This is a genomic window from Streptomyces hydrogenans, assembly GCF_014656075.1.
Lineage (GTDB): Bacteria > Actinomycetota > Actinomycetes > Streptomycetales > Streptomycetaceae > Streptomyces > Streptomyces hydrogenans.
Map to the genome: position 1 here is coordinate 1 of NZ_BNBS01000055.1, position 21,144 is coordinate 21,144.

General features: G+C 71.0%; 21 protein-coding genes. 12 read left to right on the top strand and 9 right to left on the bottom strand.

Going from position 1 to position 21,144, the window contains the following annotated elements:
- The first annotated feature begins 57 nt into the window (after positions 1-57).
- The 6 genes from IE321_RS22690 to IE321_RS22715 all read left to right on the top strand — a co-directional run bounded on the left by IE321_RS22690 (position 58) and on the right by IE321_RS22715 (position 7,683).
- Positions 58-738 (top strand): peptidylprolyl isomerase, encoded by a 681-nt coding sequence (locus IE321_RS22690; protein ID WP_226652520.1) that lies wholly within the window; start codon positions 58-60, stop codon positions 736-738.
- A gap of 1,056 nt (positions 739-1,794) precedes the next feature.
- Positions 1,795-2,850: a hypothetical protein gene (locus IE321_RS22695; protein ID WP_226652375.1), complete on the top strand. Its 1,056-nt coding sequence runs from the start codon at positions 1,795-1,797 to the stop codon at positions 2,848-2,850.
- Between the two features lie 585 nt (positions 2,851-3,435).
- Positions 3,436-4,191 carry a (5-formylfuran-3-yl)methyl phosphate synthase gene (locus tag IE321_RS22700; RefSeq protein WP_190224343.1) on the top strand — a complete coding sequence of 252 codons (756 nt, stop codon included), beginning with the start codon at positions 3,436-3,438 and terminating at the stop codon, positions 4,189-4,191.
- Positions 4,192-4,199: 8 nt separating this feature from the next.
- Positions 4,200-5,609 carry an aldehyde dehydrogenase family protein gene (locus IE321_RS22705; RefSeq protein WP_190224315.1) on the top strand — a complete coding sequence of 470 codons (1,410 nt, stop codon included), beginning with the start codon at positions 4,200-4,202 and terminating at the stop codon, positions 5,607-5,609.
- The gene (locus IE321_RS22710) at positions 5,606-6,727 is read left to right on the top strand and encodes an NAD(P)-dependent alcohol dehydrogenase (RefSeq protein ID WP_190224316.1); all 1,122 of its coding nucleotides are present in this window, start codon (positions 5,606-5,608) and stop codon (positions 6,725-6,727) included. Before IE321_RS22705 ends, IE321_RS22710 begins: the two co-directional genes overlap by 4 nt.
- A complete protein-coding gene (locus IE321_RS22715; RefSeq protein ID WP_190224317.1) occupies positions 6,724-7,683 on the top strand; it encodes a class I SAM-dependent methyltransferase in 960 nt (319 codons plus the stop codon). Before IE321_RS22710 ends, IE321_RS22715 begins: the two co-directional genes overlap by 4 nt.
- 68 nt (positions 7,684-7,751) lie before the next feature.
- On the opposite strand, the gene IE321_RS22720 is transcribed toward IE321_RS22715, so the two are convergent.
- Positions 7,752-8,285: an EF-hand domain-containing protein gene (locus tag IE321_RS22720; RefSeq protein ID WP_190224318.1), complete on the bottom strand. Its 534-nt coding sequence runs from the start codon at positions 8,283-8,285 to the stop codon at positions 7,752-7,754.
- Positions 8,286-8,759: 474 nt separating this feature from the next.
- Between IE321_RS22720 and IE321_RS43220 the strand changes: the two genes are divergently transcribed.
- Positions 8,760-8,894 (top strand): hypothetical protein, encoded by a 135-nt coding sequence (locus IE321_RS43220; protein WP_372470273.1) that lies wholly within the window; start codon positions 8,760-8,762, stop codon positions 8,892-8,894.
- 182 nt (positions 8,895-9,076) lie between these two features.
- On the opposite strand, the gene IE321_RS22730 is transcribed toward IE321_RS43220, so the two are convergent.
- Positions 9,077-9,727, bottom strand: a complete 651-nt coding sequence (locus tag IE321_RS22730; RefSeq protein WP_190224320.1) for a hypothetical protein — start codon at positions 9,725-9,727, stop codon at positions 9,077-9,079.
- A 630-nt stretch (positions 9,728-10,357) separates the two neighbouring features.
- Between IE321_RS22730 and IE321_RS22735 the strand changes: the two genes are divergently transcribed.
- The 3 genes from IE321_RS22735 to IE321_RS22745 all read left to right on the top strand — a co-directional run bounded on the left by IE321_RS22735 (position 10,358) and on the right by IE321_RS22745 (position 12,851).
- Complete coding sequence (locus IE321_RS22735) at positions 10,358-10,936, top strand: hypothetical protein (RefSeq protein ID WP_190224321.1); 579 nt, start codon at positions 10,358-10,360, stop codon at positions 10,934-10,936.
- 429 nt (positions 10,937-11,365) lie between these two features.
- Positions 11,366-12,025, top strand: coding sequence for a hypothetical protein (locus IE321_RS22740; protein WP_190224322.1), 660 nt, complete (start codon positions 11,366-11,368; stop codon positions 12,023-12,025).
- Between the two features lie 88 nt (positions 12,026-12,113).
- Positions 12,114-12,851 carry a class F sortase gene (locus IE321_RS22745; protein ID WP_491590499.1) on the top strand — a complete coding sequence of 246 codons (738 nt, stop codon included), beginning with the start codon at positions 12,114-12,116 and terminating at the stop codon, positions 12,849-12,851.
- Positions 12,852-13,031: 180 nt separating this feature from the next.
- Here the strand turns inward: IE321_RS22745 and IE321_RS22750 are convergent, their stop codons facing one another.
- Positions 13,032-14,576: an MFS transporter gene (locus IE321_RS22750; RefSeq protein ID WP_190224323.1), complete on the bottom strand. Its 1,545-nt coding sequence runs from the start codon at positions 14,574-14,576 to the stop codon at positions 13,032-13,034.
- A 188-nt stretch (positions 14,577-14,764) separates the two neighbouring features.
- On the opposite strand from IE321_RS22750, the gene IE321_RS22755 reads away from it, so the two are divergent.
- On the top strand, positions 14,765-15,829 hold the full coding sequence (locus tag IE321_RS22755) for a right-handed parallel beta-helix repeat-containing protein (RefSeq protein WP_190224324.1): 1,065 nt from the start codon (positions 14,765-14,767) through the stop codon (positions 15,827-15,829).
- A gap of 54 nt (positions 15,830-15,883) precedes the next feature.
- On the top strand, positions 15,884-16,912 hold the full coding sequence (locus IE321_RS22760; RefSeq protein ID WP_190224325.1) for a methyltransferase: 1,029 nt from the start codon (positions 15,884-15,886) through the stop codon (positions 16,910-16,912).
- A 93-nt stretch (positions 16,913-17,005) separates the two neighbouring features.
- Here the strand turns inward: IE321_RS22760 and IE321_RS22765 are convergent, their stop codons facing one another.
- From IE321_RS22765 to IE321_RS22790, 6 genes are read right to left on the bottom strand one after another with little or no spacing between them, the layout of a single operon-like run.
- Positions 17,006-17,338 carry a TcmI family type II polyketide cyclase gene (locus IE321_RS22765; RefSeq protein WP_190224326.1) on the bottom strand — a complete coding sequence of 111 codons (333 nt, stop codon included), beginning with the start codon at positions 17,336-17,338 and terminating at the stop codon, positions 17,006-17,008.
- A gap of 47 nt (positions 17,339-17,385) precedes the next feature.
- Complete coding sequence (locus IE321_RS22770; RefSeq protein WP_043231803.1) at positions 17,386-17,865, bottom strand: SRPBCC family protein; 480 nt, start codon at positions 17,863-17,865, stop codon at positions 17,386-17,388.
- 1 nt (position 17,866) lies between these two features.
- A complete protein-coding gene (locus IE321_RS22775) occupies positions 17,867-18,127 on the bottom strand; it encodes a phosphopantetheine-binding protein (protein ID WP_190224327.1) in 261 nt (86 codons plus the stop codon).
- Positions 18,128-18,151: 24 nt separating this feature from the next.
- Positions 18,152-19,399 carry a ketosynthase chain-length factor gene (locus IE321_RS22780; protein WP_043231807.1) on the bottom strand — a complete coding sequence of 416 codons (1,248 nt, stop codon included), beginning with the start codon at positions 19,397-19,399 and terminating at the stop codon, positions 18,152-18,154.
- Positions 19,396-20,664 (bottom strand): beta-ketoacyl-[acyl-carrier-protein] synthase family protein, encoded by a 1,269-nt coding sequence (locus IE321_RS22785; protein ID WP_190224328.1) that lies wholly within the window; start codon positions 20,662-20,664, stop codon positions 19,396-19,398. Before IE321_RS22785 ends, IE321_RS22780 begins: the two co-directional genes overlap by 4 nt.
- On the bottom strand, positions 20,661-21,131 hold the full coding sequence (locus IE321_RS22790) for a cupin domain-containing protein (RefSeq protein WP_015037978.1): 471 nt from the start codon (positions 21,129-21,131) through the stop codon (positions 20,661-20,663). Before IE321_RS22790 ends, IE321_RS22785 begins: the two co-directional genes overlap by 4 nt.
- Positions 21,132-21,144 lie beyond the last annotated feature (13 nt).

A 21,144-nucleotide genomic window follows, 5' to 3' on the forward strand; every position in this document is an offset into this window, starting at 1 on the left:
GCTTGCTCACTCATCTGTTGGCGGCGCTTGAAGTCATTCCGATAGCAGTTCTTAGTGGTGTCCGGGGGGAGCGTCGCCACCGCTTCCGACAGCGCTCCGCCGCGCACCACGCACGGTCCCTGCCAGTACAGCCAGACCCCGGAGGAGCCGTCGGCGCGCCGTGTTCCGCTGCCGCCCGATCCACGGCGCACCCCTGTCCGTGGCACGGTCGACTTGGCTGTTCCGACCAGTCAGGGCCCGCTTCCACTGCGCTTGGAACGGGCCAAGGCGCCGTGCACGGTCCAGAGTTTCCTGCACCTGACACGGCACGGCTTCTACGACCGTACGGTGTGTCACCGCCTGACGGCGTACCCGACGCTGAAGGTCTTGCAGTGCGGCGACCCGACCGGCACCGGTGAGGGCGGGCCCGGGTACAAGTACAAGGACGAACTGCCGGTGGACCTGCCGCCCGCAGCCACCGATCCCACGGGCACGCGCCGGCTCTACGGACGCGGCCTGCTGGCGATGGCCAACGCCGGCCCGAACACGAACGGCTCACAGTTCTTCGTCGTCTACGGCGACTCCGCGCTGCGACCGAACTACACGGTGTTCGGCACGGTCGGCCCCGCCGGTCTGGCGACGCTCGACAAGGTCGCCGCCGGAGGCATCGAACCGACCGCGGAGAACCCGGCGCCGGTCGACGGCACACCCGTACTGCGGACCGAGCTGCTCCACGTCCGGCCGTCCTGCCGGCACTGACGCACCGCATTGTCGCCACGTCCACGACGAACATGCCTGGCGGCGTGCGGGGTCGGCTTGCGGCGACACCCGAATGCCCAGTGAGTCCCCGGCTCCTCCATGGAGTCGGATCGATCGCGTCGCCTTCAGGTCGCATCCGGGGTGACAGCGGGCTCTGGTCCTTGATCCGGTTCAGTTGCGTATGCCGCTCGGTTCCGTGTCCGCCTCCGTGGTCCGCAAAGGGCCACACCTGCGTGTTCTTCGTCCCGGTATCGGTTGTAGGTCGCGAACACCGTGGACGGGGGACAGGTCCGGTCTCCCCGCATCGGAGCCAGAGCGGCCGGCAGGCGGTGCCGAGGCCGCGGCGAGCCGCCTCGGTGTCCGGGCGGGCGTCGTCCACCTGAGGCGGCTTGCCGATGAGCTGCTGGCCGCCTCCGCGACGGGCCGGGCCGGCGGGCGTTGCCGGCTGCTGAGTTCTGTCGCCGCCCGTGACGTCGTCACTGTGCCCGTCCCGCCAGTGAAGTCCGGGAGTTTCGGTGCGGACGTGACCTCTTCCCACGTGGGGCGAGCGAGAGGCGCCCGACGGGTGGAAGACCAGGTCCGGCGCCTTCTTCGTGTCTCTGGAAGAACCCGAGCTTCTCGGGACTGTAACTCTGGAGGATGTCCTTCGTCTGCTGGCGGTACAAGCTCGGAAGCCTCCTGACCAGTACGAACGCCGATTTCTGCAGGGCGGTACCGGCGCGTGGACCGGATCTTGGAGCGGCGGTGGTGGGCGCCCCATGGTGTTGTTCACCCGTCCATGGTCCTGGCCTGTAAGCCAGTTGGCGCATGTGGCGTCCCTGGCCCGTGGGAACTCCCGGGTGCTTCCCACCGCGAGGCGCGTCTCGACCGCGATACGGGTGAGTGCTCATCCGCATCCGCCCTTCCGCCGACGGCAGGCCGATGCGGCCCGGGCCTCGAAGACGGTTCCTGCCGGCGATCCGTGCGTAGGAGGTTGCCGTCGCCTGCGGAGGAGAACCGCCGGCTACTGGTGCGCGACCTGCGCGGACGCGGCCTGGGATGCGGCACGATGGCCCTGTGAACGCACAAGAGGGAAGCGCGACAGAGGAATCCGTCGGGGAGCTCGCCCGGCGACTCCTCGCGGCAGATACGGACGGCTGGACGCCGGAGGGCGTGAGGGCCGTGGCGGCCGAGTGGGGATGGGCCTGGGGCGGCACGCCGGACGCCCCTGCACTGATCACCGGGCGGGCCTCGGGCGATGCTCGTCTGCGCCCGGTCGGCGACTACGAGAAGCGTCACGTCGACGGCGAGTCGTACGTGGAGCTCGCGGTCCCCGTGGCGGTTCCCGCGCCGGACGCCGCGGCGCAGGCGGCGGCCTTCCGCGCCGCGAAGGAGGAAGTGACCGCCGCACTGGGCAAGCCGTCCGTCATGGGCTCGCACGGTGACATGGGCCCCTTCTACGACAGCCAGCCGCTCTGGGGCGCTCCCTTCCTGCGCTGGCGCGGCAGGCCGGACACGCTGGAGCTGCGTGCCGGGAAGTCGGGGCCTGAGCTGGTCCTGCAGCCCACCGACCCTGCGGAGAACTGGTTCTGGCGTCAAGGCCACGGCGAGGAGCACGCGATCAGCGGCTTCTTCGGGAGCAACCGGGATCAGGCCAACGTCGGCCTCGGCTTCCCGGGTGGGTGGACCGCCCGTAGTTGGGAGACCGTCACCCGGTCGCTGGGGGAGTTCCTGGAAGCGCTGCCCGCCGAGACCACCGCCCTGGGGATCCGGCTCGGGATGCCGTTCTACGGGCGCGACGGACGAAGCGCTCCCCTCCTCTTCGACGTGGTGTGCGGCGACCGGCTCTCGATCGCCTGCTTCGCCCCGGACGCCGTCGATCCGGCCGCACTCGGCTGGGGCACGGTCGCCGAATTCCCGCACACGGCATCGGTCTTCGGCGACGATCCGGTGTGGCGTGTGGACGCGGGCGGGCCCGGCGAGCCGAAGGGCCACGCACTGGCCGAGATGCTCGTGGCCACGGCCAGGGCGGCGGGCGCGAGCGAGCCCACCGACCTGATCATCGGCGGCGAGGCGGGCTACGTGGACGGCTACCACGTGACCTACTACGGGCTGGGCCTGCCGACCGGCTGACGGCCTCCCCGGGGCGTGCCGCCACGACAGTCCGCCTCTGTTCCTGGCGCTCGCCGGCGAGCAGGACACGAGGAGGCTTCGGCCCGACCCGAGTCGCGGCGTCCGGGACGCCGATCGTCGGGCAGGGCGAACGGGGTTCCCCCGGGTGCCCTCCCGACTCGGATTCCCCCATGGGCTCGACCGTAGCCCAGGGACCCGCCGACCGCCCCTGTGGCCGGCCTCCGCTTCCACCGCGGTCCAAGCCCTTCGGAGCGGTGACGGACACGTCACCGGTCTCCCCGGACTTCCGCGGGACGGGAGCGTGCGACCCCCGCGGGGCCTTCCGCGCCTGGGGTGGGGGCAGACAGGGCCCCGGAGCACACAAGTGTGCACCGGGGGCGGTCTGCAGGGTCGGGCGTGCGCCGAAAGGCGCCGGTGCACGGCGGTGCACACCGCATCATGAGCGTGCCTTCACGCACCTCCCGTGAGCTCCGTGCGCCCTACCGCCGCCCGCGGGCGGCGGAAAGGATGGGTGCACCGCACGTGAACCAGGTGATCCGCATCCCTGTCCTCGGTCAGGTGGACATGCGGCGGAAGGAGCTCATGATGTTGCTTCTCATCTCCCCGGACGGTGTCGAGGAAGCCCTCGACTGTGCGAAGGCCGCGGAACACCTCGACATCGTGGACGTCAAGAAGCCCGACGAGGGCTCGCTGGGTGCCAACTTCCCCTGGGTCATCAGGGAGATCCGCGACGCGGTGCCGGCGGACAAACCGGTGTCCGCCACCGTGGGGGACGTACCGTACAAGCCCGGCACGGTGGCGCAGGCCGCGCTCGGTGCGGTCGTATCCGGCGCCACGTACATCAAGGTCGGCCTGTACGGCTGCACGACTCCCGAGCAGGGCGTCGAGGTCATGCGAGCGGTCGTCCGCGCGGTGAAGGACCACCGCCCCGAGGCGCTCGTCGTCGCCTCGGGCTACGCCGACGCCCACCGCATCGGCTGCGTCAACCCGCTCGCCCTGCCCGACATCGCCGCCCGCGCAGGTGCCGACGCGGCCATGCTGGACACCGCGATCAAGGACGGCACGCGGCTCTTCGACCACGTTCCGCCCGACTCCTGCGCCGAGTTCGTCCGGCGCGCCCACGCGTACGGTCTGCTCGCCGCCCTCGCGGGCAGCGTCAAGCAGGACGATCTCGGTCCACTGACCCGCATCGGTACGGACATCGTGGGCGTACGGGGCGCAGTCTGCGCGGGCGGCGACCGCAATGCCGGGAGGATCCAGCCGCATCTGGTCGCCGCCTTCCGCGCGGAGATGGACCGGCAGGCCCGGGAGCACGCCGTCGGCACCCCGGCCGTGAACTGACCACCGGGATGCCGACACCGGAAGCCGCTCCTGTCCCCGGGCTGCGTGCCGCACGCCTCGCCGTCGTCGACCCGGCCACCGGGGAGCCATTCGACGAGGCCCCCGACCAGAGGCCGGAGGAGCTGGACGAGGTGGTCGCCCGGGCCCGGCGGGCCTGGCACGGCTGGCGCTCCGACCCCGCCGCCCGTACCACTGCCCTGCGCGTCGCTGCCGACGCCGTGGAAACGGCCGGCGACGTCCTCGCCCGGCTGCTCACGCGCGAACAGGGCAAGCCCCTGACCGAGTCGTACGCCGAGATCGCCCGTACGGGAGCCCGGCTGCGCTACTTCGCCGACCTGGCCCCCAGGACCCACCGCATCGACGACGGCCGACCCGTGCACAGCGAGATCCGCTGGCGGCCCGTCGGGCCCGTCGCCGCGATCGTGCCGTGGAACTTCCCGATCCAGCTCGCGGCGGCGAAGTTCGCGCCCGCGCTCGCGGCCGGCAACACCGTGGTCCTCAAACCGTCCCCTCACACCCCGCTCGCCACCCGGCTGCTCGGCTCCGTCCTCGCCACCGTCCTGCCCGACGACGTCCTGACCGTCGTCACCGGCCGCGAACCCCTCGGCGCCCGTCTCGCCGGCCACCGGGGCATCCGCCACGTCACCTTCACCGGATCGGTGCCCACCGGTCGGGCCGTCGCCGAGGCCGCGGCGGCCTCGCTCGCCCGTGTCACCCTGGAACTGGGCGGCAATGACGCGGCCGTCCTCCTGGACGACGTCGACGTCGACCGGATCGCGGACCGGCTGTTCTGGGCGGCGTTCCGCAACTGCGGACAGGTCTGCATGGCGGTCAAGCGCGTTTACGCCCCCGCCCGGATCCACGCCGAGGTCGTCGAAGCCCTCGCCCAACGCGCGAAGACCGTCGCGGTCGGATCCGGACTCGACCCGGACACCCGGATCGGTCCGGTCAACAACGCTCCCCAGCTGGCCCGGGTCGAGCAGGTCACGCGGCAGGCCCTGGCGGCCGGCGCCCGGGCCGCGGCCGGCGGCCGTCGACTGGACGGAGCGGGCTACTTCTTCGCTCCCACGGTCCTCACCGACGTCCCGCCCGACAGCCCGGTGGTGACCGAGGAACAGTTCGGACCTGTCCTGCCGGTACTGCCGTACCGGAACCTCGACGAGGCGATCACCGCGGCCAACGGCACCGGCTTCGGCCTTGGCGGCTCCGTCTGGGGCACTGATCTCGACCGGGCCGAGGCGGTGGCCGACCGGTTGGAATGCGGCACGGCCTGGATCAACCACCACGCGGAGCTCTCCCTCGCCCAGCCCTTCGCGGGAGTCAAGGACAGTGGCGTCGGTGTCGCGGGCGGACCGTGGGGCCTCTACGGCAACCTTCGGCCGTTCGTGGTCCATCGCCCGTGGGAGGAGGAAACGTGACGAGGAGGTTCCAGGCGGCCGTACTGCGCTCGTACGAGGACCCGTTCACGGTCGAGGAAGTGGCCCTGTGCACGGAGCCCGGCCCCGGCGAGATCCTCGTCGAGATCGCGGGAGCCGGGATGTGCCGTACCGATCTCGCGGTACGCCGATCGGCGGGCCGCAGCCCGCTGCCGTCGGTCCTCGGCCACGAGGGCGCCGGGGTCGTGGTGGCGACGGGCGGCGGCCCCGGCAACGGGCTGGGCGTCGGCGACCACGCCGTACTGAGCTTCGACTCCTGCGGACACTGCGGGAACTGCCGGGCCGCCTCCCCCGCTTACTGCGATTCCTTCGCCTCCCTCAATCTCTTCGGCGGGCGCGAGGAGGAACCCCCTCGGCTCACCGACGCGGCCGGGAAAGCGCTGGCTCCCCGGTGGTTCGGCCAGTCCTCCTTCGCCGCGTACGGGCTCGTCCCGGCCCGCAACGCCGTCCGGGTCGACCCGGCCCTGCCACTCGAACTGCTCGGGCCGCTCGGCTGCGGCTTCCTCACCGGTGCCGGAGCCGTACTGAACACCTTCGCCGCAGGGCCCGGCGACACCCTCGTGGTCCTCGGCGCGGGAGCAGTGGGCCTGGCCGCCGTGATGGCGGCCACCGCCGCCGGCGCGCGGACGGTGGCCGTCGACCGGCATACCGAACGCCTCGACCTGGCCGAACGGTTCGGCGCGACCCCGCTGTCCGCCGGATCGTACGGACTGTCCGAGCGGATCCGCCGACTGACCGAGGGCGGAGCCCAGTACGCCCTGGACACCACGGCCTCGGCCCCGCTCATCAACGACGCGCTCCGAGCACTGCGCCCCACCGGCACCCTCGGCCTCGTGGCACGCCTCCACGCCCCGCTGCCGCTCGAACCGGGCACGCTCGACCGGGGCCGAAGCATCCGCCACATCTGCGAAGGCGACGCGGTACCCGGACTGCTGATACCCCGGCTGATCGGCCTGTGGCAGGCCGGCCGCTTCCCCTTCGACCAGCTGATCCGCACCTACCCGCTGGCCGACATCAACGAGGCCGAACGCGACTGCGACGGCGGCCGGGTGGTCAAACCCGTCCTGCTGCCGGAAAGACCGGAAAGAGGAGAGCGATGAGCGAGACCTCCACCACCGAGGAGTCCTCCCGTCCCGCCGCCGGAGGGGACGCGGCCGCCACAGCGGCTCGGCAGGCCGACGCGGAAGGCGTGGACGGCGGTGTGGGACTGACCGCGCTCCTGGTCGCCGCGGCCCGGGCGATCGAGACCCACCGCCGTGACAGCCTCGCCCAGGACGTCCACGCCGAACACTTCGTACGCGCCGCCGCGGCATGTGCGGACTGGCCGGTACGCATCGGGCAGGTTCCGGAGGGGGACGAGAACCCACTGTGGGGAAGGTTCGCCCGCTACTTCGGGCTGCGGACCCGGGTCCTCGACGACTTCGTCCTCGGGTCGGTACACGACGGCGCTCGACAAGTCGTCCTGTTGGGAGCCGGGTTGGACACGCGTGCCTTCCGCCTCGACCTGCCGTCCGACTGCGTGGTCTTCGAGATCGACAGGGCGGGTGTGCTGGCCTTCAAGCAGCAGGTGCTCACGGACCTGTCGGCCGCCCCGAGGGCGAAGCGCGTCCCCGTACCGGTCGACCTGCGCGCGGACTGGGCCACCGCGCTGACCTCCACCGGCTTCGACCCGGTCGTACCGAGCGTCTGGCTGGCCGAGGGGCTGCTCTTCTACCTGCCGGGGCCCGTCGAGACGCACCTCATCGACACGGTGGACCGGCTGACCACCGGGGGCAGCGCCCTGGCCTTCGAGGCCAAGCTGGAGAAGGACCTGCTGGCGTACCGCGACAGCGCGATCTACACGGCGACGCGGGAGCAGATCGGTATCGACCTGCTCGACCTCTTCGACCTGGGACCCCGCCCCGACTCGGCGGGTCACCTGACGGCCAGGGGATGGTCCACGTCGACGCACAGGCCCTTTGAGTTCACCCGCCGGCACGGACGCGGTCCCCTCCCGGAGGCGAACGACGCCTTGGAAGGGAACCGGTGGGTCTTCGCCCACAAGACCGGGCCGTGACGCCCGGCGATCCGACGCCGTCCCGGTCGCCCGACGCCGCCCCGGGACGCGCGCGTGACCGGGCAGTGTCAGACGGCCGGAGCGCCCACCAGCCGGTCACCGGGAATTCCGGCCAGGTCCGGTGCGTAGTAGTCCTCGATGCCGGTGGCCCACGAGGCCACGGTGACGCGGTCCTCGGCGTCGGGGCCGAAGGCGTCGAAGAGCGCGTGGATGTTCGCCTCCTCGAAGCCGATCGCCGTCATCAGCGACAGGAAGAGCGGGCGCTCGATCAGGCCGTCTCCGTCCGGGTCGCCGAGTGCGGAGAGCGCCTCGGCGAACTCGCTGACCGTGGGGCCGAAACGCGCGGGGTCGAGCACGAAGGGGCGGAACTCGTCGATGGTGACCACGCCGTCGCCGTCGGCGTCCAGCTCGGTGGCCAGAGTCGTCCACCAGCGGCGGAACGCCTTCCGGATGGCCTCCTTGGCACCGGCGTCCGATGCGACCGCCGCCTCCAGAACGCGTCCCGTCATGAGGTCGAAGTCGTCGGAGTCGATGACTCCGTTGCCGTTGGCGTCGAAGAGGGAGAAGACCAACTCGACCCGCTTGGCGGCCTCAGCGCGCATGTTCGTCACCTGTCTCGTGATGTGGCCCGTCGGTCCGGACCCGGCTCAGTGAGTGCTCCTGCACAACCGTGCTGGGAAAGAGCCGTGACGGTGAGGCGGTCGCCGCTACCGGAAGGAGTGAGTTCTCCGACCATCAGTCCGATCTGCTCGGACCGGGCACCGCCGACAACCGAGTGGACCCAGCGGTCGGGGCATGCGCGGGGCTCGGGACGCGCCTCTGGCGCCCGAGGGCCCGTCAGCCGCCCAGGAGCTCGTCGTTCCACGACTCCGCCGCCGGCACCCCACTCCTGGCCGAAGTCCCCCAGCGACACCCCACCATCACCAAAGCCTGGGCCGACAACGGCCACAAGACCACGCTGTGGAACAAGCCGCCCACCTCGGCATCGACCTCGAAATCGTCCAGCGCGCCCCGACCTCCGCGGCTTCCACGTCCAGCCTCGCCGCTGGGCCATCGAACGCACCCTCGGCCGGCTCATGCACCACCGCCGCCTGGCCCGCGACTACGAAACCCACCCACACCGATCAGCAGCCGTGGTTCAACTCGCCGCCGTCAACCTCGTGACCCGCCACCTCACCCACGAGACCACCACCAACTGGCGCGGCGGCTAAGAAAACGAACGGACAACAGAGGACCAGACGTCCACTTGGTGCCGCCGCCCCCGAACCGGCGAACGCCCGCAAGAGTCGACTCGGCGGCGTGGCGCGCCCGGGTCGCGGCAGGCTGCCCCGTACCACCGCCGTCAGGCGTCGATGGGCGCTCCCGGCCGGGGGGAGCCACGGGCGGTTCGGGGTCAGCCGCTGCCCGAGCCGACCGAGGCCGAACCACCAGAATTCCAGCCGGAGTTGGGCTGAGGTCGATCACGCGTGCTGCGCTCGGTGCGCAGCACCACCATGACCTCCGCCGGGCCGAGCAGGGCCTTCAACGCGGCGGTGAGCCGCTGAGGGTCGCCGCCGAACGGGAGCGTGAGGCGCTCCCGGGTGCCCTGTAGGGCGAGTTCCAGCGTGAGGGTGGAGACGGCCGGCTTGTGGTCCCCCTCGTACGGCTCCACCACTTTGTGCGTCAGCCGCACCTGGCGCAGGGCCTGGACGGGCAGCCAGGCGTCCGGCCCGGTGGCCCGGACCAGCCGCAGGGACGCGGGCACCCCGGCCGGCGTGAACTCCACCCGCAGGATGTCCCGGGCCCGGGACAGGGCCAGCACCGGCCAGCCGATCAGGTACTCCAGCCCGACGATGACCCCCACCACCACGAACACGGTCGACGCCCGTGCCCCGGCCAGCGCCATCCAGAAGGCGACGACCAGGGTCGGCCCGCCCAAGGCGAGGGGAACGAGCAGCGCCGGCCCCGCCAAGGTCAGCGCGTTCCACACCGGCCCGGTCGGGCCGGCACGCAGGACCAGATCCGTCGAGTCGGGGCCTTGTCTCAGCACGGGATCGGTGGCCATGCCTCCAGCGTAGGACCGGTCCGCAAGAAGGCACCGACCATATCCGGCCGATGGGGCACGGCTTCTGACGGCCCCGTAGCCGGCCGCCGCCGGGCGCTGGGGGCTCCCAGGGGTCGAACCACGGGGCGAGCCGGGATTTTGGTCCGTGACTGGTCCTGAAGAGGCGGTCAGGAGCGGGATACCGGCCGGATGAACCAGGAGTTTCAGTACGAACGCAACCCCTCCCTCGGTAAGGGGATCGAGAGGCGTCTGACGGATAAAAGCCCAGGTCAGGCGCCTCTTCGGTCTGGCTTGGGCCCCTTGAAGGCAACGCAGGTGAGCCAGGACAGGGTGTCGTCGTCGAGGAGGTCGGGGTGCGTGGCGACCTCTTCGAGCGTGTGGCCGTCCCATGGCGCAGCCGGCCGGGGCGGAGCTCCTCGCCGACCCGATGAGCCCGAGGGCCCGGGTGGTCTCCTGGCAACCCCAGGGAACTGCGGGTCACGGGCGGACGGTGAACCGCCCGTCGGGACGCTTGCAGCCAGCCGCGATCGGCCAGTTTCCTCAGCTTCCCGCGCAGCGGTTCCAGCTTGCCCCGCACCCCGGTGTCCAGCCCGTCCGTCCTGCCCACCGGCAGCGCGGACGGAAGAGAGAATGCGCTGGTACTCCGGCGGGAGCGCGGTCTCGGCCGTTTCCGGGGCGCGGTGCGGGATCAGCAGCACCCCCCTTCCCGCCCACCTGCGCGACAGCCGGCGCCGTCGCGGCCCGTTCGGCGGCGACCTGCTCGCCCATCCGGGCCAGGACCCGTTCCGCCGCCGCCAGGTCCTCGCGTTCGGCCCGTACCTTGGCCAACTGCTTGACCAGCTGTTCTTCCAGATCGTCCAACTTCGCGCGGCGTACCGCGATCCGCTCCTGTACCTCGGGATCCATCATGCGCCGGATCGTAGGGAGGAGAACGAGGCGGCGGACCGGAACAGGCGAACCGCCCTGCCCGACGATCTACATGCCGGACACTGCCCCACCACCAGCCCGAGCAGCCTCACCCGCCCTCACACCAGAGGCCCTGACCAGCCAGAATCAAGATGGCGGAGCTTCAGAGCCACCGCCCTGTCCATCGACGGCAAGCAGTGCTTCCACAAGATCCCCATCCTCAACGGCCACGCCTGCCTCGTCGGCATCTTCCCCGCAGTCCGGCAGGCCGTCGGCATCGCCTTGCTCCTGGACCGGAACTGACGGGCATACATACCGGCTGCCAGTCGCCCCAGCCCCGCTCCGTCCCTCCCCGCGAGCCCAGAGCCGATGGCGTCTGGCAGCTCACGCCCGCTTCAGGCCTTGAAGGACCCCACGAGCCGGGCAGGACCGAGACCCGGCTCCCGGGGTGGGAAGGACGCCTGTCGGCATCACTGATCCGCTGCCTCGGAGGCCGACCGCATCCTCGGACACAGCGCCTCCTTTCGGGGCGCTGCGCTGAGTCCCCGCCGTACCTGGCACATGGGTCCGGTTTCGGCTGCTTCCGTCCGCTCGGCTGATTCTGCGACTCCTGATTCCCTTATGCACTAGCTCAGGTGGCGGCCCGTCATGTCAGAGCTGACGGTGGACCATGTCGCTGCGTATGAAAGCAGACAACGGTCAGCTGACGCAGCGGATGGAAGGAAGTCATTGATGCGTTCTGCCCGCATTCTCTTCGCCGCCACCGCCACCGCCGCCGCCCTGGCCCTCACCACGCCCGGCGCCTACGCGCTCGCGGCCGGCGACTGGGACAAGGACGACTCCGCCCACAGCCAGAAGCGTGACCACGACAAGCCGCACGGCGGCATGCACACCGGCTCCGGTGCCCTGTCCCTGATCGGCGGCGACGACTGGTCCAAGGACAAGAGCGACAAGAGCGACAAGAGCGATAAGAAGGAGCACGGCAAGCCGCACGGCGGGATGCACACCGGCGGCGGTGCGCTCACCGCGGTGAGTGGTGACGACTGGTCGAAGGAGCACGAGAAGGGCGGCAAGTACGAGAAGGAGCACGAGAAGGGCGGCAAGTACGAGAAGGAGCACGACAAGCCGTACGGCGGGATGCGCACGGGTTCGGGCGCTCTGTCCGCGGTCAACGCTGACGACTGGGGCAAGCCCGAGCAGCAGAAGCAGGAGAGCGACAAGTACCAGAAGCAGGAGAGCGACAAGTACCAGAAGCCCAAGGGCGGCATGCACACCGGTGGCGGCGGCCTCGCAGGGCCCGGGGTGAGCCTGACGGGCGCGCTGGTGCTGGCGGGCGGGGCGGCTGCGTTCGTCCTTTACCGCCGCAAGAACACCGCCGGCGCGACCGCGTGATAGCCCACCCGGCTCAGGGGCTGCCGCCCTGAGGCAGCCCCTGAGCCGCGGCCGTAGTCTCTGCTCGCCACGCGACCCCGGACCTGCCATGCCCGTTGAGAAGACGTCTGTGACGGAACCCCCACCCGACCCCGCGAACGAAGAAGTACGCCGTCCGGCACGATGGGTCGCGCCCACTGTGTTCTGGACGACGGCGCTCGCCGCGATCCTGGTCCTTGCCGGACCGGGAATGTTCACGCAGGACGAGACCGATGCCCCCCGCCCCGCATCCTCCAGGGCCGTGTCGGACCCGGCGGCCGGCGCCTCGGCATCCCCCCGCACACCCCACCGGGCCTCGCCGAAAGCTGAACCCAGGTCCGATCTCGCGATGCCCAGAGCGATTCCCACCCGCCTGAGGATCGCCAAGATCGGTGTCGACGCCCCGTTCACCGGCCTGAAGATCGGGCCTTCCGGAGCTTTGGAGCCGCCGCCGGCCGACGACACCAATCTCGTCGGATGGCACGCCGCCGGTATTGCTCCCGGCCAGCGGGGAACCGCGCTCATCGCCGGACATCTGGACACGGTCACCGCACCGGCCGTCTTCGCCCGGCTCGGCGAACTCGAGGCCGGGGACTCCTTCGAGGTCGCGCGTGCCGACGGCACCGTCGCGGTCTTCCTCATCGACTCCGTGGAAAGCTTCCGCAAGGACGACTTCCCGAACCAGCGCGTCTACGACGACACCCCCGACGCCCTCGTCCGGCTCATCACCTGCGCAGGCCCCTATGACCGCGCGGCCAAGGACTACACCGAGAACCTCGTCGTCTTCGCCCACCTGCAACCCAGGTGACACCCCCATCGCGACCACCGACTCCGCATGCCCCGCCGCCGCGTTCGCGCTGACGCCCGCACGCAAAGAGGCCGATCGATCCACAAGAGCGTGCCGGGATCCAGCCGGTCGGGGCTCCACCGGATCACTCTCTTCGAGACGTCGGCCGGGAGCGACGTCTCACGCCATGCGCGCCCGGCGCTACAGGGCGGCGTCCGCTCGCGGCTCCTGTCCGCCCGGGATCGCGCCCGCTTCCGGCTGCTGTCGGGCGTCGGCCTTGGGGACGCGTACCAGCGCGACCGTGATCAGTGAGGCCGCCGCCCCCAGGGCCGCCGCCACGACCAGCACCGTGTTCAGGCCGGACGTGAACGCCTCGCGCACCAGGTGCGTCATCTCGGCGCGTTCGTCCTCCGGCCAGCCGGCGACGAACGGCCGGGCTTGTCCGCCGCTCAGAACGGCGGCCGCCTCGTGCGGGTCGGGGATGCGGCCGTCGGTCTTCAGCACGCCCTCGATCCGCGACTGGAAGATGACGCCGAACACGGCGATCCCCAAGGCGAAGCCCAACTGGCGGAAGGTGTTGACCGCACCGCCCACCATGCCCCCGCGCTCCGGCGGCACCGTGGCCAGGGCAGCCGCCGGCAGACTGGGTGTCACGAGCCCGACGCCCAGGCCGGCGACGACGAGCCCCGCCACGAGGCTGCTGCCCGAGGATCCGGCGTCGAGGTTGGCCTGCATGCCGGAGCCTAGCGCGATGAGTGCCAGCCCTCCCGCGATGGCCGCCCGTGGCGGCCAGGGGCCGAAGCGGCCCGCGAGCACGGACGCGAGGAACGCGGCGGCACACATGGGCAGGATGTAGAGGCCTGCTTCGACGGGCTCGTACCCCAGGACGGACTGCATCCACAAGGACTCGTACAACAGGTAGGCGAACGCGGCTCCTTGCAGGAACAGGGCGCTGATCATGATGCCGGTGAACGACGGTCTGCGGAACAGGGACAGGTCGAGCACGGGGTGCTCGTGCCGCGTCTCGGCCGCGATGAACAGGGCGAGGGCGACGGCCGCGGTGGTGAACAGGCCGAGGGTGAGGGGTGTCGTCCAGCCCTCGGAATGGGCACGGATCAGCCCGAACGTGAGGGTGCCGCTCGCCACCGTGAAGGCGACGGTGCCGAGGACGTCCGCACGCCGGCGGCCCCGGCCCCTGGCCTCTCGTACGGAGCGCAGGGTCATCACGACCGCGGCCAGACAGACGGGCAGGTTGACGAGGAAGATCCACCGCCAGTCCAGGTACTGGGTGAGGAGTCCGCCGACCACCGGGCCGGCCGCTGCGGCGACCGAGTTCGTGGCGCCCCACACGGCGAAGGCCACAGCCCGATCCCGGCCCTTGTAGTGCATGCCGAGCAGGGCGATCGTCGTACCGAACATCCCGGCGGCGCCCGCTCCTTGTACCGCGCGGGCGCCGATCAGCACACCCGCGTTCGGGGCGACCGCGCACGCCACCGATGCCGCGGTGAAGACGATCAGCCCGACCAGGTACACCTTCCTGCGGCCGATCCGGTCGGCGTGGGAACCGACACCGAGCAGCAGCGACGCCAAGGCCAGTGCGTACGCGTCGACGACCCATTCCAGGTCGGAGAGCGTGGCGCCGAGATCCATGGCCATGGCGGGCAGCGCCACGGTCACGATCGTGACGTCCAGCAGGAGCATCAACGTGCCCAGACAGATCGCGGCCAAGGGCCACCACTTGCGCATCCGAACCCCTTCGCTGCCCGCCGCACCGAAGACGTGCCCCCGGCGGCCCCCTCATGATTCACGGAGGAGCAGCGATTCCCGTGAGGACCCGCCCGCCACGCCCGAGCGTGGGCCACAGGGAGGTATGCCTAGGTCCGCCTGGGGGATCACCGGTGGCAGGCCGGAATACGCGCTCTTAGCTTCGGCACATGACCAAACGACAGATCGCTCTGCTGGCCTGCACCGTGGCCCTCGCGGGCTCGGGACTGGGTGCGGCCGCACCCGGTGCCGTGAGCCGGCCGGTGCACCTGGTGAAGCCCGGCGAATCGATCCAGAAGGCCGTGGACGCCGCGAAGCCGGGGGACACCATCGTCCTGACGCCCGGCACCTACCGCGAGAGCGTCCGCATCACCACCTCGCGCCTGACCCTGCTCGGCTCGGGCTCCGCCTCCACCGTCCTCGTGCCCGGTGACGGCACCGCCACCGACGTGTGCGCCAAGGCGGGTCACGGCATCTGCGTGACCGGGACGGACAGCGACCCCGTCGAGGGCGTCACCGTGCGCTCGCTCGCGCTCAGGGGCTTCACAGCCAACGGCCTGTGGGCCTCCCGCACCGACCGGCTGACGGTCCGCGAGGTGCTCGCCGAGAAGAACGGGAAGTGGGGCATCGCCCAGGAAAGATCCACGCGTGGTGTCTTCAGCCACAACACCGCCAGGAACAACGCCGACGCCGGGCTGTTCCTGGCCAACACCACCGACACGGAGGCAGGCGCCACGGACGCCGAGGGGACGCTGGTCACCCGCAACAGCCTGACCGGCAACCGGATCGGCCTCACCGTGCGGCGCCTGCGGAACGTGAACGTCGACCACAACGAGGCGACCGGCAACTGCGCTGCGGTGTTCGTGGTGGGCGACGAGTCCACGCCGCGTGCCGGAGCCATGACACTGCGCCGGAACAACATCCACACCAACAACAAGTACTGCCCGAAGACCCCCCGTCTGCCCTTCCTGCAAGGCTCGGGCATCGTCCTCACCGGCGCCGAGGAGACGGTGGTGGAGAAGAACAGGGTCGTCGGCAACGTGGGCGCCTCGCCGCTCTCGGGCGGCATCGTGCTGTTCAAGAGCTTCGTGGGCGTTCCGAACGCGCAGAACGCGATCCGCGACAACGTGGTGGTGCGCAACAGCCCCGCCGATCTGGCCGACCGGGACACCGGTCGGGGAAACACCTTCACCCGCAACACCTGCACCCTCTCGGAGCCCGCCGGAATGTGCTGACCCACCGGGTTCTCCACATCTCCCACGGCACGCACCAAGGACAAGGCGAAACACATGACAACGGTTGATCCGGCTCCCGCCCCGCCGATGCGGCTGAGGGAACTCGTCTTCGGGGCGGCATGCGCCGCCGCCGTACGCGCGGCCGCCCGCCTGGGCGTGGCCGACGCACTGGGCGACACGCCCATGACCGTGGAAGACCTCGCGGCAGCGGTGAAGACCCAGCCGCGGACCCTGCGCAGGCTGCTGCGCGCGCTGTCCTGTCAAGGGGTCTTCACCGAGCAGCCCGACGGCACCTTCGCCCACACGGAGATGTCCCGGCTGTTGCGCGAGGACGATCCGCACAGCCTGCGGTACATCGCACTGTGGTGCACTGAACCGTGGACGTGGGACGTCTGGCCGAAGCTCGACGAGGCGGTGCGCTCCGGACGGAACGTCTTCGAGGACGTGTACGAGAGGGAGTTCTTCACGTACCTCAACGAAGACGCGCCCGAGTCCGCCCACGTCTTCAACCGGGCCATGACGACGTCGAGCAAGCAGTCGGCACAGGACGTCGCGGACCTCCTCGACCTGGGCGACGTGTCCTCCGTCGCGGATATCGGCGGCGGACAGGGACACGTCCTGGCGAGTCTGCTGGAGAAGCATCCCTCCCTGAACGGCGCACTGCTCGACCTGCCGGGAGTGGTCGAGAACGCCGACCCGCGCCTGCGGGACGGCGGGGCGCTCAGCTCCCGGGTCCGTGTGGTGGCCGGCGACTGCCGCGAGGACATCCCGGTCCAGGCGGACGTGTACATCATCAAGAACATCCTGGAGTGGGACGACGACAGCACCCGCAGGGCGCTCGCCAACGTGCGCAAGGCGGCGCGCCCCGGCGCACGGGTCGTCGTGATCGAGAACCTCGTTGACGACACGCCCTCGATGAAGTTCACCACCGCCATGGACCTGCTGCTGCTCCTCAACGTCGGGGGTGCGAAGCACACCCGGCAGAGCATGGTCGACCGGCTGACGGACGCGGGGCTCGTCATCGGCGACGTCCGCCCCGTCAACGCGTACCTCCACGCCTTCGAGTGCACCGTGCCCGCCTGACGGGAGGAAGGAGGAGAACCCGAGGCCGCCCGCTCCGCGTCGTTCGCGGGGCGGGCGGCCTCGGGTTTCCCTGCCGTGCGTATCTCGGGGGGATCAGGAACCTGCGTCGCGCTCCCAGCTGTAGAAGCACTGCGCCATGGCGTCCTTGGGGCTGCGCCACGTCAGCGGGTCGTACGCGCTGACGTACGCCGACAGCTTCTCGCTGGCGTCGCGGAACTCGGGGTGTCCGGTCAGCTTCGCGATGGCCGGCCCCGGGTCCTGTTCCGACTCGATGAGGTGCAGGTACACGTCGCCGAACTGGAACAGGCGACGCCGCGTGACGCCGACCAGGTGGGGAAGCTCCCCACGGTCGGAGGCGGCGAACACGTCGGCGATCGCCGGGGCCGAGCCGGGCGCCATGCGAGCGACGATCAGGGCGTGGTGCATCGAGCGTCCTTTCAGGGTGCAGGTGTGCGAGTGTCCGCGGCAGGCGGTCAGCCGGGCAGGACCGGGGCGCTCCGGCGGTCGCGGGCGACCTGCTCGATGCGGTCCCGGATGAGGGCCATCTGCGTGCGGGAGTTGCGGTTGATGTTGTCGGTCATCCAGGCGTCGTCGACCGGAGCGTCGGGCTTCATCGCGAAGTCCTGCACCCAGCGCATGCGGATGCCGGCCGGGGTCTCCTCGTACTCCCACCGGATGTTCATGTGGTCGAACGGACCGGTCTCCACGCGGCGGGCGCGAACGGTCCGCCCGGGGCGGTCCACGGTGCGCTCCGACACCCAGCTCCAGACCTTCCCGGACTCGTCCGGATGCATGGTCAGGCGGAAGGTGGTGGAGTCGCCCTCGCGGGAGAGCACTTCGAGGGAGGCGTACTCGCTGAAGAGGCCGGGCCACTTCTCGATGTCGTTGGTGATGTCCCAGACGAGGTCGAGCGGGGCGTCGATCGTGATGCTGTTGTCGGTGTGACCGGCCACGTCAGACTCCAGTCCTGAGGGTGTGGTTCACCAGGTCGACGAACTCGCCCGGCGTCTTGCAGCGCTCCGCGTCGGTGGGCAGCGCCACGCCGTACCGGTTCTCCAGCTCGCCGACGATGCCGAGCAGGCCGAGCGAGTCGAGACCGAGGGTGGTGAACGGCGCGTCCGGCGCCTTCTCCAGCTCCCGGGCGTCGACGGTGACGCCGGCTGCCTGCTTCATCAGCGTGGAGAGTTCGTCGAAGGTCAGTGCGGTGGTGATCATGTGTGCTCTCCTTCCCGCCCGGTCCTACCGGGCGGACTCGTCGCCGCGGCGCACGACCAGCGCCGCGTTGGATCCCATGAGTCCCCGGCTGAGGACGAGGGCCGTGCGCAGCTCGGCGGGCCGAGCGCGGGACATCACCAGGTCGAGGTCGTGGCAGATGTCGAACACGTTGGGAGTGGGCGGCACCACGCCGTGCTCCATCGCGAACACCGCGGCAGCGGTGTCCAGGACGGGCGCTCCGCAGTAGGCGCGGCCGATGCCCGCCTTCGGCGCGGTGACGGCGACGCGGGTGGCGTGCGCTCCGAGGGCGTCGGCGATCGCCAGCGCCTCGGCACGGTCCGCCTCCGGTACGCCCAGGGCGTCGGCGAAAACGACGTCGACTTCCTCGGGGGCGCACCCGGCCTCGTCGAGGGCGACACGGATGGCGCGGGCGAGTCCCTCCCGGGACTCCTCCCAGCGGGAGGCGCCGGTGAACGTGGCGCCGTGGCCGGCCACCACGGCCCGGACGGCCGCTCCCCGGTCGCGGGCGCGGGACTCCTCCTCCACGACGAGCATCGCGCCGCCCTCCGCCGGGACGAAGCCGCAGGCGGCCGAGGTGAAGGGCCGGTAGGCGCGGTCCGGGTCCTCGACGGTGCTGAGCTCGGGGTAGCCGAGCTGGCACACCATCGAGTACGGGGCGAGGGGTGCCTCCGCGGCGCCGACGAGCACCGCCCCCGTACCGCGTCGTACGCCCCGAGCGGCGTGGGCGATGGCGTCCAGGCCGCCCGCCTCGTCGCTCGCGACCACGCCGCACGGCCCCTTGAGGCCGCTCCGGATGGAGATCTGGCCGGTGCTCGCGGCGTAGAACCAGGCGATCGACTGGTACGGGCCGACGAACTTGGATCCCTGGCCCCAGAGCTTCTGGAGCTCCCGCTGGCCGAACTCGCCGCCGCCTGAGCCGGCGGCGGTGACGACGCCGATGGAGAAGGGTTCCTCCGGGCCGTCGTGGACGAGGCCGGCGTCGTCGAGCGCGAGCTGGGCCGCGGCCATCGCGTAGTGGCTGAAGCGGTCGGTCTGGACGAGGAAGGGCTCCTCGATCAGGTCGGAGGGATCGAAGCCGCGGACCTCGCCCGCGACCTTGAGGGGCAGGTCCTCGCATCCCTCACGGGTGATCCGGTCCAGTACGCCCAGCCCTTCCCGGACGGACTTCCAGTACGCGTCGGCGCGCAATCCGTTGGGGGCGATCACGCCGATCCCGGTGACGACCGCGCGCCGTGGGCGCTCAGTGCTCATCGTGTCCTCCCGCCCGGTCCCGTCAGGAGCACCGCGGACTGGAAGCCGCCGAATCCGCTGCCGACGGAGAGCACGTTCCTGAGCTTCCGGGGGCGGGCGTTGCGCGGCACGTAGTCCAGGTCGCACTCGGGGTCGGGGGTCTCGTAGTTCGCCGTCGGAGGCACCACTTGGTGCTTCAGCGCGAGCACGCAGGCAGCCACCTCTATCGCCCCGATCGCTCCGAGCGAGTGCCCCACCATGGATTTGATGGAGCTCATGGGCGTGTCGTACGCGTGCGAGCCCAGGGATCGCTTCACAGCGGCGGTCTCGTGCCGGTCGTTCTGCCGGGTGCCAGAGCCGTGTGCGTTGACGTAGTCGATCAGCGTGGGATCGAGCCGGGCCTGGTCGAGCGTGGAGTCGATCGCCCGGGACATCTCCAGCCCCTCGCTGGTCAGACCGGTCATGTGGTACGCGTTGCCGAAGGTGGCGTAGCCGCCGATCTCGCAGTAGATGTGCGCACCGCGTGCCCTGGCGTGCTCGTACTCCTCCAGGACGAGGACGGCCGCGCCTTCGCCCATGACGAAACCGTTGCGGTTGTTGTCGAAGGGCCGGGAGGCGTGCTCCGGGTCGTCGTTGTCGGGCGACGTGGCCTTGATGGCGTCGAAGCAGGCCATGGTGATGGGGGAGATGGGGGAGTCCGACGCACCTGAGATGCAGACGTCGGCCCGGCCCTCCGCGATGGTGTGGAAGGCATAGCCCACGGCGTCGAGGCCGGAGGTGCAGCCGGTGGAGACCGTCTGCACCGGGCCGCGGGCGCCGAACTGCTCGGCCACGACGGAGGAGAGCGTGCTCGGTGAGAACGCCATGTGCAGCTTGGGGTCGGCCGCGCGGTGGTCCACGTCCCACCGCCGCCCGCCCTCGCTGACCAGGACGTAGTCGTGTTCGAGCCGGGTGGTGCCGCCGACGGCGCTGCCCAGGGAGACGGCGACGCGCCAGGGGTCTTCGGCGTCGGTGTCGAGTCCGGAGTCTCGGACGGCTTCCCCGGCGGCGACCACGGCGAACTGGATGTACCGGTCGGCGTGGCGGCTCAGATCCGGATCCAGTCCGTGGTCCGCCGGGTCGAAGTCGCACTCGGCGGCTATGCGGGAGCGCAGCCCGACCGGGTCGAACAGCGTGATACCGCGGGTCGCGGTACGGCCGGCGGCGAGCAGGTCCCAGAACGCACGTGACCCGATGCCGCCTGGAGCGACCACACCGATGCCGGTGACGGCCACTCGCCGGTTCACTCGATGGCCCCGCTTCGCTCGGAGACCCGTCCCGGGTCGTGCACGGTCAGGTGCGGGCCCGCGGCGGCGAGCTCGGCCTCGTCGGTGATTTCCGTGTCGACGTGACCGAGGCTCGGTCGGGGGGCGAGCGGGCCCAGGTGGAAGACCATGCGGGCCTCCACATCGCCCACGTTGCGGAAGCGGTGCCGTACGTCGATCGGGATCAGGAGGCCCTGATCGGGCTGGAGCGCGTACGTGTCGCCATCCAGGTCCACCTCCAGTGCGCCCGAGACCACGTACACGAACTCCTCGGAGTACGGGTGGTAATGCTCGCCGATGCGCTCGCCGGGCTGGACGATGGCCAGGCCCATGAAGCCGCTGGTGGAACCCACGGTGGCCGGCGTGAGCATGGCCCGCAGGTCACCTCCCCGCCTGCGGTTGGGTTCCGTCTCGCTGAGGTTCACGATGCGTGGACGCTGGTTGAGCATGGTTGCTACCTCC